Source organism: Gordonia heveisoli, from assembly GCF_030315745.1.
Lineage (GTDB): Bacteria > Actinomycetota > Actinomycetes > Mycobacteriales > Mycobacteriaceae > Gordonia.
Map to the genome: position 1 here is coordinate 1 of NZ_JASXSH010000032.1, position 14,605 is coordinate 14,605.

Below are 14,605 nucleotides of genomic sequence, written 5' to 3' on the forward strand. Positions count from 1 at the left end.
AGTTGCGGGGGCTCTTGCCATTTCCCGACCCGATTGCCTCGATAGCAGCCCCGTGCAGGCCAGGCACCCCAGACGCCCCATGAAGGAGCGGACCTGGGCCGCCGCACGCCCCAGCACTTCTGCCGGCTGGACGAGCGACGAGTCAACACGGCGGACCCGACACATCAGGTAGCCGGCTCCGCACAGACAGAGAAGGCCGGGTCACCCGTTGTTGGGTGACCCGGCCTCATGTGCTCGATCCGTGCACCACTAGTGGACGGCGAGGTTCGTGGCAAAGATCTGGGTCTCATCCCTTGTCGGGCTGACCGATATGCCGACGCGGACGGGCGAGACGCCTTCGTCGGCAATCAACTCTTTGACCGCCCACGACAGCCGCCACCAGAACAGGCAGGCTTCGCCCGGTGGGAGGGCCACTGGAAAGGTATAACAGCGGACATCGCCCTTGCTGACGGTGTTGCAGTCGCTGGGCTTGGTGTAGTTCACGTTTCGTATCCAAACGCCATCTTCCTCGTCCTTCCCGGGCAGTCCGATGTTCGTGACGGTGATGGGGATGGTCGAGGTATTGGTGACACTGACCCGAATCCAGAAATTGTTGTCGATCTCGGAAAGGGCAACTACACGAGTGTTTGCCTTACCATCGACATTGTTTGCGGTCGATGTGATGGTTGACTTTTGGGATTGGTCAAAGTAGCGAATCTGTAGGTCGACCGCATAAGTCCCTTGGCGACTGGCGCTGAGGGCTTCGTTGGCTATTCGATTCGCTTCGCCGGAGTCCCGGTGCGATAGGTACAGGGCGGCGACGCTCAGGACGATTGCGAACACGGAAAGCCCAGTTTGGAAGCGGTTTGACATTCGGTGATCCTACAACTGGGTGTGAGCGCACCGCCCGCTGTGGAGAAGTACTCGACTATTAGTTAGCGACACTAACTAAATGTTTGCTTTACAGACGCATTCGATCCGTATCCAACTCGTGGTATTCCAGGAACGGGATTGAGAAATGTGGACTCGACCGAATCCGTGTGGTCAGAGCCTGTTGTGTACGTACCGGGCAGCGGCGTCGGCCATGCCGTTGACCGAGTAGAGAACGTGCAGGACGTTGGGGCCGCCGACCGGGGCGCCGTCGCAGATGGTGTCCCCGGGGATGCAGTAGCGCACCGTCTTGCCGCGGTACGCGGCCGCCACGCGGATGGGCGGGGCACCGACGTCGCGGATGAAGCGATCCGAAGGCGGAGCAAACAGGACGACGGCCGTGATGTGACGGGCGACCGGGGCGGGGAGCGGCGTCGGGGCGAAGCGTGCGTACTGCTTGTATCGAACCGGCACGTCGATCGCGTTGGCGACGGCATAGCCTGCGACAACGGCGCCCTGTGAGTATCCGCCGAGGACGATCTTGGTGCCCGGGCACACCGCAACCACTCGTTTGATGTGGTTTTGGGTGGTGACGACGCCGTCGCGGACCGTTTGCGCGAAGCGGAGGCGGTTCTGGAACTGGTCGCTGGCGGGATATTGGACCCCGTAGACCCGGACCGACTTTCCGGGAAGTTCTCGACGCAGGGCGTCGGCGAACGACAGCCCGGTGAGGCCGACTGGCGGCGCGGATTCGATGGTGCCACGCGCGAAAACGAGCTCCACGTCCGGGCAGCCACGCGGGGCAGCGTCGGCGGCCGAGGTTCCGGCTATCGCGGTGAAGCCGCTGAAAGCCAAGGTCAGGGCCAGGATCGAGAGAATGCCGCGCTTGATCACGCCCCCATGGTAGCGATGTTCGTGCACTTGGGTGTGCCTGCGATCACATCGCCTGGCTATCGAGGTGTGTTTGGCCGCGCGCGGCAGTCCCGAGCGTCGAGATGATCGCTGACGGTGCTGTTGTAGAGAACGATGTCGAGGGTGCGTTCGAAGAATCTCGCGGGGCTGAGCTCGGCAGGCACGAGGTCGTGGCGTAACCGTACGGTCGGCAGTGACGACAGTGCACGGTCGATGTCGATGCGCGGTTCGGCCGTCGCATCCTCGAATTCCAGCTGGTCGCCGATGTCCAGCGGTGCGGGTTCCTCAAGTGGTGCGCCTTCGGGCGCCGAACCCTCCCATTCGGGAACGATCAGCGCACACGCGTCGTAAGCGTCGTCCTCGCGGCCGAGTTTGATGAGGAGATCGACGATCCAGTCGAACTGGCGTCGTTCCTCGGTGTAGGCCGTGGAACGGAGGCTGTAGACGAAGCCGAGCGCGGCCAGTGGATGCCGCAGGGCCAGGTTCTTGGCGTCGCCGTAGGATTCCTCCACACGGTTGGCGGCGTTCTTCCCGAACGACGAGTCCATTCGTTTGGTCGAGATGAGGATCTCCGGCCCGCTCTGCCACGATGTCATCAGCACATCGACCTGTTTGAAGTAGTTCTTGCCCATGATGTTTGCCGACGCCGTGGCGACGCCCCCGTTGCCGCCGCCCTTCTCGAGGCGGGCCAGAAGGTCGGTGCGTTGTGCCTGCGGCAAGGATTGGATGAACTTCAAGATGTCGCGGTCGATGACGCGTGGCGCCCGGGCGCGGGGCCAGACGGCGTCCGGGTCCAGCCCGGCGCGGCGAAGTTCATACGCCACCCACACGTCGAGAGCCAGGGCCGGCACGCCGGATCGGGTCGGCGCGTCGATGAGCAGCGGCACTGCCAGTAGACGTTCCAGCGTCGAGTAGTCAGGTTCGTAACCGTCGACGGTCCATGGGTTGACTACTTTGAGTGGAGCCCGGTCGACGACCGCATCGAAGAGCGGCCAGGCGCGTGCCTTGGCGCTGTCAGTGCCCGCCACCGGGGATCTCCTTTGTACTGGGTGATTCTTTGCTGCGCGCCATGCGCCGGGCGGTCAGGTCCGCGTGATCGCGGCGCAAGGCGGCGATCTGTTTGCGTGTCAGTCGCATTCCGCTGGTCAGGAGGACATCGTCGACGAGTGCCACGGCTCCGAGGAGGTCGCCCCGACGAAGCGCTGCGGCCACGGTCGGTCTGATGGCCTGCAGGTCGGTCTTGTGTCGTTGTACGAGGTCGGGTGAGGGCATCGGCAGCAGGTCCGCCTCGCGCGGTTCGACCTTCAGCATGCCGCCTCCGTACGCCCGGCCAACAGTCTCGGCACCGACCAGGGTGAGCGAGTTCAGCGAGGCGACCGGTAGTAGCGATGTGCCGTCGCTCTTGAGACCGCGCCGCAGGTAGATGCCGTGTACCGAGTTCAGGTGGTGCGTACCCGCCAGGTTCGACGCGATCCGCGGGGTGTCGGCGTTCATGTAGGTCAGAAACAGATCGGCCGGCCGCAGATATGGCACCCGCCACCACGGGCTGCGCACCCGGCATTTGTAGGCCCCATGCACGTCGAGGGCCTCACCGGATTCGATGTAGCGCCACGCGGACGCCGACGGCTCACCCGCCGGGCGAAACAGCAGGGTAGCGGCGCCGTCGTCGCCGAGCGTCGACAGTCGGCGGGCCGTCAACGAGAGGTGACGGAGGTGCCGGGATCCGGGCGGTGACAGGGAAATCACGTCGTCGGCGTCGAGGTCGAGGTCGTCGGCTTTCGCCGGGGTGAGGGTGAAGAATCGGTTGTTGCCGGTGACCATCCCGAGGGTGGTGTCGCCCCAGGTTTCCAATGGGGTGAACTCCGAGCCGGTGACGGCGGCGCTGTAGATCTCCAGACCTTCCGCGGACAGCAGACCCGCCGACCACTTGGCCGCCTTGTCCGGTGGGGTCCAGCGTCGGGTGGCCGACGAGGTGGCCAGTTCGGCTGGATTGCGGACCGGACGCATGGTCATATGGTCGGTGCCGCCGTCGCGGTTGGGGCTATAGCCGTCGGCGAGCAGCAGGACGACTTCTTCCTGCACCCCGGGGAACACACGTTCCTCGAACAGGACCAGCTCCACGGAGTTGAAGCGTTCCATCAAGAAGCGTCGGACGCCGGCCGCATAGTTGACGGTGAGCAGTTCGGCGGGCAATACCAGCGCCAGCCGCCCGCCGGCCTTGAGATGTAGTGCCGACTGCACGGTGAACGCCGCCCACGACGACGCCAGATTCGTCAGTGTCACCCCGCCACGCAGGGCCGCCTGCCGGGCGCGGGTGCGAGCGTCGCCGGTGAAGTCCTGGTAGCGCACATACGGCGGGTTGCCGACAACCGCATCGAAGGTTTCGTATTCGTCGTGGTCGAAGAAGTCGCCGACGTGGATCTCGGTCGCGATGCCCTCGCGCCGCAGTGTCCGCTGCGCCTCGTTGGCCGATGCCCGATGTAGTTCGACGCCGACGAGTCGGCCACGATGGCCCGACAGGCCGGCGGCATGCAGGAAGACCGCCTCGCCGCACGATGGTTCGAGAATGGCGTCGGTCTGGGCGCGCACCGCCCAGTCGACGAGGAACTGCGCGACCAGCGGCGGGGTGAAGAACGCGCCACGCGCCTTGCGCAGCGCAGTTGTGTCACCCGGGAGCATGTGACCATCGTGCCGGACCCCACCGACAGTCCCGCACCGACCCGCCGCCAGGCCGGCGACAGGGGCTTGGACGGGCCTCACCACAGCCGGCCGCAAAACCGGTGGACTTCTTCGCCACCTGTTGGCTTTGCTTGTGGGCATGGATATCTCACAGGGCGCCCCGCCTGGCGCCGCAGTCACAGCGAGGGTACTGACGGTCGATGAGTGGCCGATCTGGCGAGAACTTCGACTGCAGGCGCTGGCCGACGCTCCGGAGGCGTTCGGTTCGACCCTCGCGGAGTGGACCGGATCCGGCGACAGTCCTGATCGGTGGCGAAACCGCCTGCGGAGCGTTCCGCGGAACGTTGTGCTCTACACGGGCGGCCGGCCGGTCGGGATGGTCGGCGGTCAAATCCTCGGTGACGGGATGGTCGAGCTGATCTCGCTCTGGGTCGCGCCGTGCGCCCGCGGCCGCGGCATCGGGGATGCGGCAATTGAGCATATTGTCGGGTGGGCGAATGGTGCCGATGTGTCGCTATCGGTGCGACAAGACAACCTGCGAGCGCAAAAGCTCTATGCGCGACACGGTTTCGTCCATGAGGGGCTGTCGCCCGACGACCCGTCCGAGCTACGCTTCATCCGCCGCAGGACCAACGCAGCAGATCTCCATACTCGCCACATGATGTGAACAACTGGGGGTCACATGCCGATACCTGTCGAGACCGATCGTGCATTGCGCAACGCCGAGGGACTCTGGGTGCAGATCATGTCCGAACGCCTGCCGGCGATGGCTGGGCGGGAGCCGCGGGCCGGGCGATCGAGCGGGCTGGACCAGGGCCCGACCCTACCGGCATCAGAGTGGAGGAATCGACGATGACCGACACCGACGTCGTCCGGCCGGACCTGATGACGTGCTGTCGGGCATTCGCGGGGCTGGCGGTCGGGGTCGTCCGCCCACGACGCCCCGACGAGCACTTCCTGGCCTCCCTGTCCGACCAGGACCTACCGGCCCCTCGCACGACCGTCGAGGTCATCGCCTTGCCACAGCGGGAACGGATGGTACCGACTCCGGCGATAGCCGAAGGGGTGTGGCGGCCGGCGCGTAGCGCCAATCTGATCAATGCGTTCGTCGTCCGGCATCCCCGGGCGACCTTCCTCGTCGACCCCGGCGTGTGCGTCGACGTGATCGGCCGTGCGGTGGCCGAGGTGCCGTGGATTCTGCGGGTCGCGGTGAAACCACGTCGCGACACCATCGACATCGGCCAGGCACTGGCGCTCGCCGACCTCGATGTCGCGAGCATCGATTTCGCGCTGCCCACGCACCTGCACTGGGATCACGTCGCCGGGCTCCTCGACCTGCCCGGGCTCCCCGTGTACCTGCATCGACCTGAGTACATGTGGATGATGGCGGACCGACTGGCTCCCCAGGGCGGCGTGCGACCAGCGTTGCGCGACCGGCCGACCACGCTCTACGACCTCGACGGCCCGCCTGTGCTGACGTTTTCACGCAGCCTCGATCTGTTCGGCGATCGATCGGTGCTCCTCGTCGATCTGCCCGGCCACACTCCGGCAAGTATCGGGATACTTGCCCAGACCTCGACCGGCCCAACTCTTCTCGCCGGTGACGCCGTATGGGGCCGGGTTCAGATCGACCGGCTTCGTCAGAAGGCGACCTACCCCGGCATGTTGGCCGATGCCGAGCGAGATGCGGCCTGGGAGACGCTGCATCGGCTGCACGCGATCCGCCATCGCATCACCATCGTGCCCAGCCATGACCGCTTCACCGCTGGGCAGTGACCTGAAAGATGTTCGGACGGAGTCGTTTATGAAGCAGGTAGGAATCGACATTGAGCGGACCGGTGCGACCTCTCGGGAGATCGCCGCACGGTTCGATCTCACCGACGCGAAGCACGCCCTCCGTTCGCCCCTGGCATAAATCCCTGGGGAACAATCATCCTGCCATCCGGGTTGAGTCCATCAGACTTAACTTTGGAGGTTGAATGTCTGAGAATCAGAATCCCGACCAGACCAACGCCGATCAGTCGTACTCCGTGCCGGTGCTGTTCGTCCCCGATCTGGTGGTGCTGCCCGGCATGGTCGTGCCGATCCCGCTCGACGACGCCGCACAGGCGACCATCGATGCGGCGCGCGCGACCGAGTCCGGAAAGCTGCTGGTCGCGCCGCGATTGGATGACCGGTACCCGAGCTTCGGCGTGATCGCATCGATCGTGCAGGTCGGGCGCATTCCCGGCGGGCAGACCGCGGCGGTGGTCAAGGGTGAGAAGCGGGCGCAGATCGGCTCCGGCACGCCGGGTCATGGGGCCGCGCTGTGGGTGGAGGTCACCGAGGTCACCGAACCCGCGATCACCGACGAGGTCACCGAGCTGGCGGCCGAGTACAAGAAGCTCGTGTTGGCGATGCTTCAGCGCCGTGAGGCCTGGCAGATCATCGACGCCGTCAACAAGATGACCGATCCGTCGGCGCTGGCCGACACGTCGGGCTATGTGTCGTGGCTGACCGACGTCCAGAAGCGGGAACTGCTGGAGACCGCCGACGTCGCGACCCGGCTGCGGCTGCTGACCGAGTGGACCGGTGACCATATCGCCGAGACCGAGGTCAGTGACAAGATCGCCGACGACGTGCGCAATGGAATGGAGAAGCAGCAGAAGGAGTTCCTGCTGCGCCAGCAGCTCAACGCGATCCGCAAGGAACTCGGTGAGGACGAACCCGACGGCGCCGACGACTATCGCACCCGCGTCGAACAGGCCGATCTGCCCGACGACGTCCGAGCCGCGGCGCTGCGTGAGGTGGGCAAGCTGGAGCGCGCCAGCGACCAGTCGCCCGAAACCGGTTGGATCCGTACCTGGCTCGACACCGTCTTGGATCTGCCGTGGCAGGTCAAGACCGACGACAGCACCGACGTCGCCGGTGCCCGCACCATCCTCGACGCCGACCATCATGGTCTCGACGATGTGAAGGATCGGATCGTCGAGTATCTGGCGGTCCGGTCGCGCCGCGCCCAGCGCGGGCTGCAGGTCGTCGGTGGCCGCGGATCCGGCGCGGTGATGGTGCTGGCCGGGCCGCCCGGGGTGGGCAAGACTTCGCTCGGTGAGTCCGTGGCGCGTGCGCTCGGCCGCAAGTTCGTGCGTGTCGCCCTGGGCGGTGTTCGCGACGAAGCCGAGATCCGCGGTCACCGGCGGACCTACGTCGGCGCGCTGCCGGGCCGAATCGTGCGTGCCATCGGTGAGGCGGGATCAATGAATCCCGTTGTGCTGCTGGATGAGATCGACAAGGTTGGTTCGGACTATCGTGGTGATCCGGCGGCGGCGCTGCTGGAGGTGCTCGACCCGGCGCAGAACCACACCTTCCGCGACCACTACCTCGATCTCGATCTCGACCTGTCCGACGTGCTGTTCCTGGCGACCGCCAACGTCGTCGAGAACATCCCGTCGGCGCTGCTTGACCGGATGGAACTGGTCACCCTCGATGGTTACACCGAGGACGACAAGGTCGCCATCGCCCGCGATTACCTGCTGCCTCGGCAGCGGGAACGTGCGGCCCTGGTCGACGACGAGGTGACCTTCACCGACGCCGCGCTACGGGAGATCGCCGCCAACTACACCCGCGAGCCGGGGGTGCGGCAGTATGAGCGACTTCTCGCCAAGGCGTTGCGCAAGGTCGCGACCACCCTCGAATCAGGTTCGGCGACAGTGCCGGTCACGGTCGACGAAGCCGACCTCAAGGACTATCTCGGGCGGCCTCGCTTCACGCCGGAGGCGGCCGAACGCACCGCAGTGCCCGGTGTCGCCACCGGTCTGGCGGTGACCGGCATGGGCGGTGACGTCCTGTTCATCGAGACCACCGCCACCACGGGGGAGCCCGGACTGAAGCTGACCGGTCAGCTCGGTGACGTCATGAAGGAGTCCGCGCAGATCGCGCTCTCCTACGTGCGGGCGCACGCCGACGAGCTCGGCGTCGATCCGGCGGTGCTGGACAAGACGATTCACGTTCACGTGCCGGCCGGCGCGGTCCCGAAGGACGGCCCGAGTGCCGGTGTCACCATGGTCACCGCCCTGGTGTCGATGGCGACCGGTCGCAAGGTACGCGCCGACGTCGGCATGACCGGCGAGGTCACGTTGAACGGACGGGTGCTGCCGATCGGCGGCGTCAAGCAGAAACTGCTCGCCGCGCAACGTAACGGGCTGAGGACCGTCTTCATCCCGCAGCGCAACGAGGCCGACCTCGACGACGTGCCCGCGGAGGTCCTCGATGCGCTGGAGGTCGTCCCGATGACCGACGTCGCCGAGATCGTCCGGCGGGCGTTGGAACCGGCGGGTGCGGCGGCTGCTGCGGCCTGAGTAGGCATTCGCGACGCGAAGCAACGAAGGTCGGCCCCACGAATCGGGGCCGACCTTCGTGCGTGCCAGGTCAACCGCCTGGACCAAGATTGAGTCGGAAGCACTCAAGTTTTTTCGCGAATCGGGAACAATCGTCGGGGGTGGCCCGTTGAACCATTCGAGAAACCTGAGCGGCTAACGCTCAACTTGAGTTGACTCGGTAAGGCTCAATCTAGTAGGACATGAGTCGGAGGCACTGAAGTTCGGCCCGCGCGGGTTTCGGACAACCTCCCCGCGTTCAGTGGCTTGCCCATCCGACCGCGGGGGCCCGACTTGGGTGCAGACCCAGAAACTAGGAGGAAATAGCAGATGTCACGTGCTGTTGGAATCGACCTCGGCACCACCAACTCCGTGGTTGCGGTGCTTGAGGGTGGCGAAGCGGCCGTCATCGCCAACGCCGAGGGCTCGCGCACCACGCCGTCCGTTGTCGCATTCGCACGCAACGGTGAGGTGCTGGTCGGTCAGCCGGCGAAGAACCAGGCGGTCACCAACGTCGATCGGACCATCCGTTCGGTCAAGCGCTACATGGGCGACAACGACTGGAAAGTCGAGATCGACGACAAGAAGTACACCCCGCAGGAGATCAGCGCCCGCACCCTGCAGAAGTTGAAGCGCGACGCCGAGGCCTACCTGGGCGAGGACGTCACCGACGCGGTCATCACCGTGCCGGCCTACTTCAACGACTCGCAGCGTCAGGCCACCAAGGAAGCCGGCCAGATCGCCGGCCTCAACGTCCTGCGTATCGTCAACGAGCCGACTGCGGCCGCGTTGGCCTACGGTCTGGACAAGGGTGAGAAGGAACAGACCATCCTGGTCTTCGACCTCGGTGGCGGTACCTTCGACGTCTCGCTGCTGGAGATCGGCGACGGCGTCGTCGAGGTCCGCGCGACCTCCGGCGACAATCACCTCGGTGGTGACGACTGGGATCAGCGTGTCGTCGACTGGCTCGTGGAGAAGTTCAAGAGCCAGAACGGGATCGACCTGACCAAGGACAAGATGGCTCTGCAGCGTCTGCGTGAGGCTGCCGAGAAGGCCAAGATCGAACTGTCGGCATCGCAGTCGACCTCGATCAACCTGCCCTACATCACCGTGGACGCGGACAAGAACCCGCTGTTCCTCGACGAGCAGCTGTCGCGCAGCGAATTCCAGAAGATCACCTCGGATCTGCTGGAGCGCACCCGCGCACCGTTCCAGGCGGTCATCAAGGACGCCGGTATCTCCGTCGGTGACATCGACCATGTCGTGCTCGTCGGTGGTTCGACCCGTATGCCGGCCGTGACCGAACTGGTCAAGGAACTCACCGGTGGCCAGGAGCCCAACAAGGGTGTCAACCCGGACGAGGTCGTCGCCGTCGGCGCCGCCCTGCAGGCCGGCGTGCTGCGCGGCGAGGTCAAGGACGTGCTGCTGCTCGACGTCACCCCCCTGAGTCTCGGCATCGAGACCAAGGGCGGCGTCATGCACAAGCTGATCGAGCGCAACACCACCATCCCGACCAAGCGGTCGGAGACCTACACCACGGCCGAGGACAACCAGCCCTCGGTGCAGATCCAGGTGTACCAGGGTGAGCGCGAGATCGCGTCGCATAACAAGCTGCTCGGTTCCTTCGAGCTCGGTGGCATCGCCCCCGCGCCGCAGGGTGTCCCGCAGATCGAGGTGACCTTCGACATCGACGCCAACGGCATCGTGCACGTCACCGCGAAGGACAAGGGCACCGGCAAGGAGAACAGCATCCGCATCCAGGACGGTTCGGGTCTCAGCAAGGACGAGATCGACCGCATGGTGAAGGACGCCGAGGCTCACGCCGAAGAAGACCGTGCCCGCCGTGAGGAGGCCGAGACCCGCAACCAGGCGGAGTCGTTGGTCCACCAGACCGAGAAGTTCCTCAAGGAGAACGAGGACAAGGTGCCCGCCGACGTGAAGGAGAAGGTCGAAGCGGCCGTCGCCGGAGCGCAGGAAGCACTCAAGGGCACCGACTCCGCCGCCATCAAGTCGGCGATCGAGAAGCTGTCCGAGGAGTCGCAGGCGCTGGGGCAGGCGATCTACGCCAACGCCCAGGCCGAGTCGCCCAACGGTGACGCACCGGCCGATGCCGAGGCCACCGACGCTGATGTCGTCGACGCCGAGGTCGTCGACGAGGAGCGGAAGTGACCGCTGGCGGACCGGACGGCGCTCATGCCGACGAGTCGGTGACGGTGACCGACCGTCGTCGCATCGACCCGGAAACGGGTGCGGTGCGCGACGCGTCGGCCGCCGGACCCGGCCCGGCCGAAGCCGAACCGGTCGTGGGTGAGCCCGCGTCCGGTGCGGCCGCCGATCCGGTCGCCGAGGGTGAGGCTCCCGCCGCGCCCGAGGCCGACCTCGCCGAGGCGCAGGTCGCCGAGCTCACCGCTGACCTTCAGCGGGAGCGTGCCCAGTTCGCCAACTTCCGTCGCCGTGCGGCGGAGGAGAAGCAGGGGTCGGTGACCTACGGCAAGCAGATCCTCATCGACAAGCTGCTGCCCGTCCTCGATGATCTCGACCGTGCCCGTGAGCACGGTGACCTCGAAGGTGGTCCGCTGCGTGCGGTCGCCGACAAGCTCGCCGGTGTCCTCACTGCCGAAGGCCTCGCTGCTTTCGGCGCTCCCGGAGAGGTTTTCGATCCGGAGCTGCACGAGGCAGTCCAGCACGACGGTGACGGTGCCGAGCCGGTGATCGGGGCGGTCTACCGCTGTGGTTACCGACTGGGCGACAAGGTCATCCGAACCGCGATGGTCACGGTCACCGATCCGGCCGAGGCCTGACGCTCCCGCGTCGACCCGCAAGAGGTGCACAATGACCACCCGGGGACATGTGACGGTCCGACCGTCGCGCGTCCCCGGGTGGCATTTCACCCGGGTAGCCGCAACAAGATTCACCCGCTTGGATTTCACAAATGAATTGAGCGCAGCCACAATTGAATACAGAACAACTGACTGGCGTATCGAGCCACGAACTGCACAAATGAAGGAGGTGACGTCTGATGGCTCCACAACGTGAATGGCTGGAACAAGACTTCTACAAGGACCTCGGCGTTGCTTCTGACGCTTCCGCCGAAGAGATCAAGAAGGCCTACCGCAAGCTCGCTCGCGAGCTGCACCCGGATGCGAATCCGGGCGACGCCGCGGCCGAGGAACGCTTCAAGCGGGTGTCCGAAGCCCACAGCGTGCTCGCCGACCCCGCGAAACGCAAAGAGTACGACGAGACCCGGGCCATGTTCGCCGGTGGACGATTCCGCGGCGGCAACGGTTTCCCGGGCGGCTTCGGCGGGACCACGACCACCGGCGGCGGCGCCGAGTTCAACATCGGCGATCTGTTCGGCGGCGGTGGCGGTGGCGGTGGTTCCGAAGGTGGCGGCGGCTTCGGCGACATCTTCGAAGGTCTGTTCAACCGCGGCGGCCAACGAACCTCGACGGCCAGCCGGCCGCGTCGCGGCAACGACCTCGAAACCGAGACCACCCTGTCTTTCCAGGACGCCGCGCTCGGTACCACCGTGCAACTGCGCGTGACCAGTCCGTCGCCGTGCACGAGCTGCCACGGCAGTGGCGCGAAACCCGGTACCAGTCCGCGAGTCTGCCCCAACTGCAACGGTTCCGGGTTCGTCAGCCGTAACCAGGGTGCCTTCGGGTTCAGCGAACCGTGCCAGGACTGCCAAGGCACCGGCTCCCGGATCGATGATCCGTGCACCGACTGCGACGGCTCCGGCGTCAAGGTGCGGGCGCGCAACATCAACGTCCGGATCCCCGCGGGAGTCGAAGACGGACAACGCATTCGGCTGGCCGGTCAGGGCGAGGCGGGCCGTCGAGGCGCGCCATCGGGCGACCTCTACGTCGTCGTGCACGTCACCGCAGACAAGGTGTTCACCCGCAGCGGCAACGACCTGCGCGTCCAACTTCCGGTCAGCATCTCCGAATTGGTGCTCGGCGCGACGGTGTCGGTGCCGACCCTGCAGGGCTCGGTCGGGGTCAAGATCCCGGCCAACACCACCGACGGTCGCACCCTGCGGGTGCGCGGTCGCGGGGTACCCAAACGATCGGGCGGTGCCGGTGATCTGTTGGTGACCGTCAAGGTCGCGGTGCCCGCCAAACTCGACGAACCGGCGACCGAAGCGATGCGCGCCTACGCCGAAGCCGAACGGGCCAGCGGATTCGATCCGCGTGCCGGGTGGGGGCGCTGACCTATGACCCGCCGCGAATTCGACGAGACGGCCACCTTCATGATCTCGGTGGCCGCCGAACTCGCCGGCATGCACGCCCAGACGCTGCGCACCTATGACCGTTTGGGCCTGGTCACGCCGCAACGTACCAGTGGCGGCGGTCGGCGCTACTCCAACCGCGACGTCGAACTGCTGCGCGAGATTCAGCGTCTCTCTCAGGAAGAAGGGGTCAACCTCGCCGGGATCAAGCGGATCATCGACCTCAGCAACCAGGTCGATGCCCTGCGTTCCCGGGTGCGGGAGCTGTCCGACGAACTGGAATCGACTCGCACCCGCCGGGGCGGAGAGCTGGTACCGGTGCCGCGGACCAGTGCGTTGGTGGTGTGGCAACCGCGGGGTAAGCGCAACAGGCCGGAGTGAGAACCCGGGTACCGGATCGAATGCGGTGGAACCGGTGGTTGCACCCACCCGCTACCCTGACCAGATCATCGTGACCGGCGGACCAGGGAGAGGCGGTATCGATGCCTGAGGAGAGTCTCGGCACGGAAGATGCCGTGCTGGGGATCGCCGTCGTCGACGACCAGATCGCGTCGGTGGTCCGCGAACCCGACGGCACGGTCGTCGCCAGCAACCTCGTCGACCTGCCCAACGCGACTGCCGAGCAGGTCGCGGCGGCCGTCGGTGAACTGGTCTCCTCGGTACCTGCCAACTTCGGTCACATCGCCATCACCGTCGCCGACGATCACATTCGTGACCATCTGCTGCGCACCTTCGCACCCGGTCCGGGTTATCCCGAGTGGTATGGGAAAGTGCAGATCAGCGACTATCCGACGGCACTCATCGAGGTCGCGCGCAGCCAGGCGACCGGCCCGGGTGTGGTGGCGGTCGTCGACCTTGACCGGGACGGCGCCCCATCGTCGGGGGCCTCAACGGTGCTGGTCGACGTGGAAACCGGCCGACTCATCGCGGCGACCGGTTTCCACCGCGGAACGACGCCGGTCACCGAGCCGGACGGCGCCTCGGCATTGGCCGACGCGGTCTCGACGATGCCCAGCGGGGGTGAGGTCACCTCGGTGATCTGCACCGGTGCGGGCGCCGAGATCCCGGGGGTCGCGCCCGCCTTCGAATACGCCATGCAGCGGCCGGTGTCCATCGCCACCGATCCGGTGCTGGCCTCCGCCATCGGGGCCTCCGAGGTACCCGAGTCGACGGCCACCGTCGCGACCCTGGCCGGCACCGCGACGAAACCGGTGGGGACCGGCCGGCGCTGGTGGTTCATCGGCGCCGCGATCGGTGCGGCCATCGTGCTGGGGGTCGTCGGTATCACCGCGGTGCTCGCATCCAACTCCGATACCGCCGAACCAGCGGCTCCGGTGACCAGTACGGTCACCGAGACCGGCCCGACGTCGACCATCACCCGGACCGAGGCGGCCGAGACGATCACCGAGACATCGAATCGGACGGTGACGGTCACGAGTACTCCCCGCCCGGTCACCCGGACGACTACCGTCACCAGCGAAGAGCCGGGTCCGACGGAAACCGAGACGGTGACCGAGACCGAGACCGTGACCGAAACGGTCGATGTAGGTGCGCCGGGCGGCCCCTGATCGTCGCCGAC

General features: G+C 66.2%; 12 protein-coding genes. 8 read left to right on the forward strand and 4 right to left on the reverse strand.

Annotation, left to right across the window (positions count from 1 at the left end):
- Positions 1 to 249 precede the first annotated feature (249 nt).
- The 4 genes from QSJ18_RS19320 to QSJ18_RS19335 all read right to left on the reverse strand — a co-directional run bounded on the left by QSJ18_RS19320 (position 250) and on the right by QSJ18_RS19335 (position 4,440).
- Entirely contained in the window at positions 250 to 852 is a 603-nt protein-coding gene (locus QSJ18_RS19320) for a hypothetical protein (protein WP_286328276.1), read from the reverse strand.
- A gap of 171 nt (positions 853 to 1,023) precedes the next feature.
- Complete coding sequence (locus QSJ18_RS19325; RefSeq protein WP_286328277.1) at positions 1,024 to 1,743, reverse strand: cutinase family protein; 720 nt, start codon at positions 1,741 to 1,743, stop codon at positions 1,024 to 1,026.
- Between the two features lie 56 nt (positions 1,744 to 1,799).
- A complete protein-coding gene (locus tag QSJ18_RS19330; protein ID WP_286328278.1) occupies positions 1,800 to 2,789 on the reverse strand; it encodes a hypothetical protein in 990 nt (329 codons plus the stop codon).
- Positions 2,776 to 4,440, reverse strand: coding sequence for an Eco57I restriction-modification methylase domain-containing protein (locus QSJ18_RS19335; protein WP_286328279.1), 1,665 nt, complete (start codon positions 4,438 to 4,440; stop codon positions 2,776 to 2,778). Before QSJ18_RS19335 ends, QSJ18_RS19330 begins: the two co-directional genes overlap by 14 nt.
- Before the next feature lie 139 nt (positions 4,441 to 4,579).
- Here QSJ18_RS19335 and QSJ18_RS19340 point away from each other — a divergent pair, with 139 nt between their 5' ends.
- The 8 genes from QSJ18_RS19340 to QSJ18_RS19375 all read left to right on the forward strand — a co-directional run bounded on the left by QSJ18_RS19340 (position 4,580) and on the right by QSJ18_RS19375 (position 14,594).
- On the forward strand, positions 4,580 to 5,107 hold the full coding sequence (locus tag QSJ18_RS19340) for a GNAT family N-acetyltransferase (RefSeq protein ID WP_286328280.1): 528 nt from the start codon (positions 4,580 to 4,582) through the stop codon (positions 5,105 to 5,107).
- A gap of 185 nt (positions 5,108 to 5,292) precedes the next feature.
- Positions 5,293 to 6,216 carry an MBL fold metallo-hydrolase gene (locus tag QSJ18_RS19345; protein WP_286328281.1) on the forward strand — a complete coding sequence of 308 codons (924 nt, stop codon included), beginning with the start codon at positions 5,293 to 5,295 and terminating at the stop codon, positions 6,214 to 6,216.
- 203 nt (positions 6,217 to 6,419) lie between these two features.
- Entirely contained in the window at positions 6,420 to 8,777 is a 2,358-nt protein-coding gene (gene lon, locus QSJ18_RS19350) for an endopeptidase La (protein WP_286328282.1), read from the forward strand.
- A 348-nt stretch (positions 8,778 to 9,125) separates the two neighbouring features.
- A complete protein-coding gene (gene dnaK / locus QSJ18_RS19355; RefSeq protein WP_286328283.1) occupies positions 9,126 to 10,964 on the forward strand; it encodes a molecular chaperone DnaK in 1,839 nt (612 codons plus the stop codon).
- Positions 10,961 to 11,596, forward strand: a complete 636-nt coding sequence (grpE, locus tag QSJ18_RS19360; protein ID WP_286328284.1) for a nucleotide exchange factor GrpE — start codon at positions 10,961 to 10,963, stop codon at positions 11,594 to 11,596. Before dnaK ends, grpE begins: the two co-directional genes overlap by 4 nt.
- 218 nt (positions 11,597 to 11,814) lie before the next feature.
- Positions 11,815 to 13,008 carry a molecular chaperone DnaJ gene (gene dnaJ / locus QSJ18_RS19365; protein ID WP_286328285.1) on the forward strand — a complete coding sequence of 398 codons (1,194 nt, stop codon included), beginning with the start codon at positions 11,815 to 11,817 and terminating at the stop codon, positions 13,006 to 13,008.
- A gap of 3 nt (positions 13,009 to 13,011) precedes the next feature.
- The gene (locus tag QSJ18_RS19370) at positions 13,012 to 13,407 is read left to right on the forward strand and encodes a heat shock protein transcriptional repressor HspR (protein ID WP_286328286.1); all 396 of its coding nucleotides are present in this window, start codon (positions 13,012 to 13,014) and stop codon (positions 13,405 to 13,407) included.
- A gap of 101 nt (positions 13,408 to 13,508) precedes the next feature.
- On the forward strand, positions 13,509 to 14,594 hold the full coding sequence (locus QSJ18_RS19375) for a hypothetical protein (RefSeq protein WP_286328287.1): 1,086 nt from the start codon (positions 13,509 to 13,511) through the stop codon (positions 14,592 to 14,594).
- Positions 14,595 to 14,605: the final 11 nt, after the last annotated feature.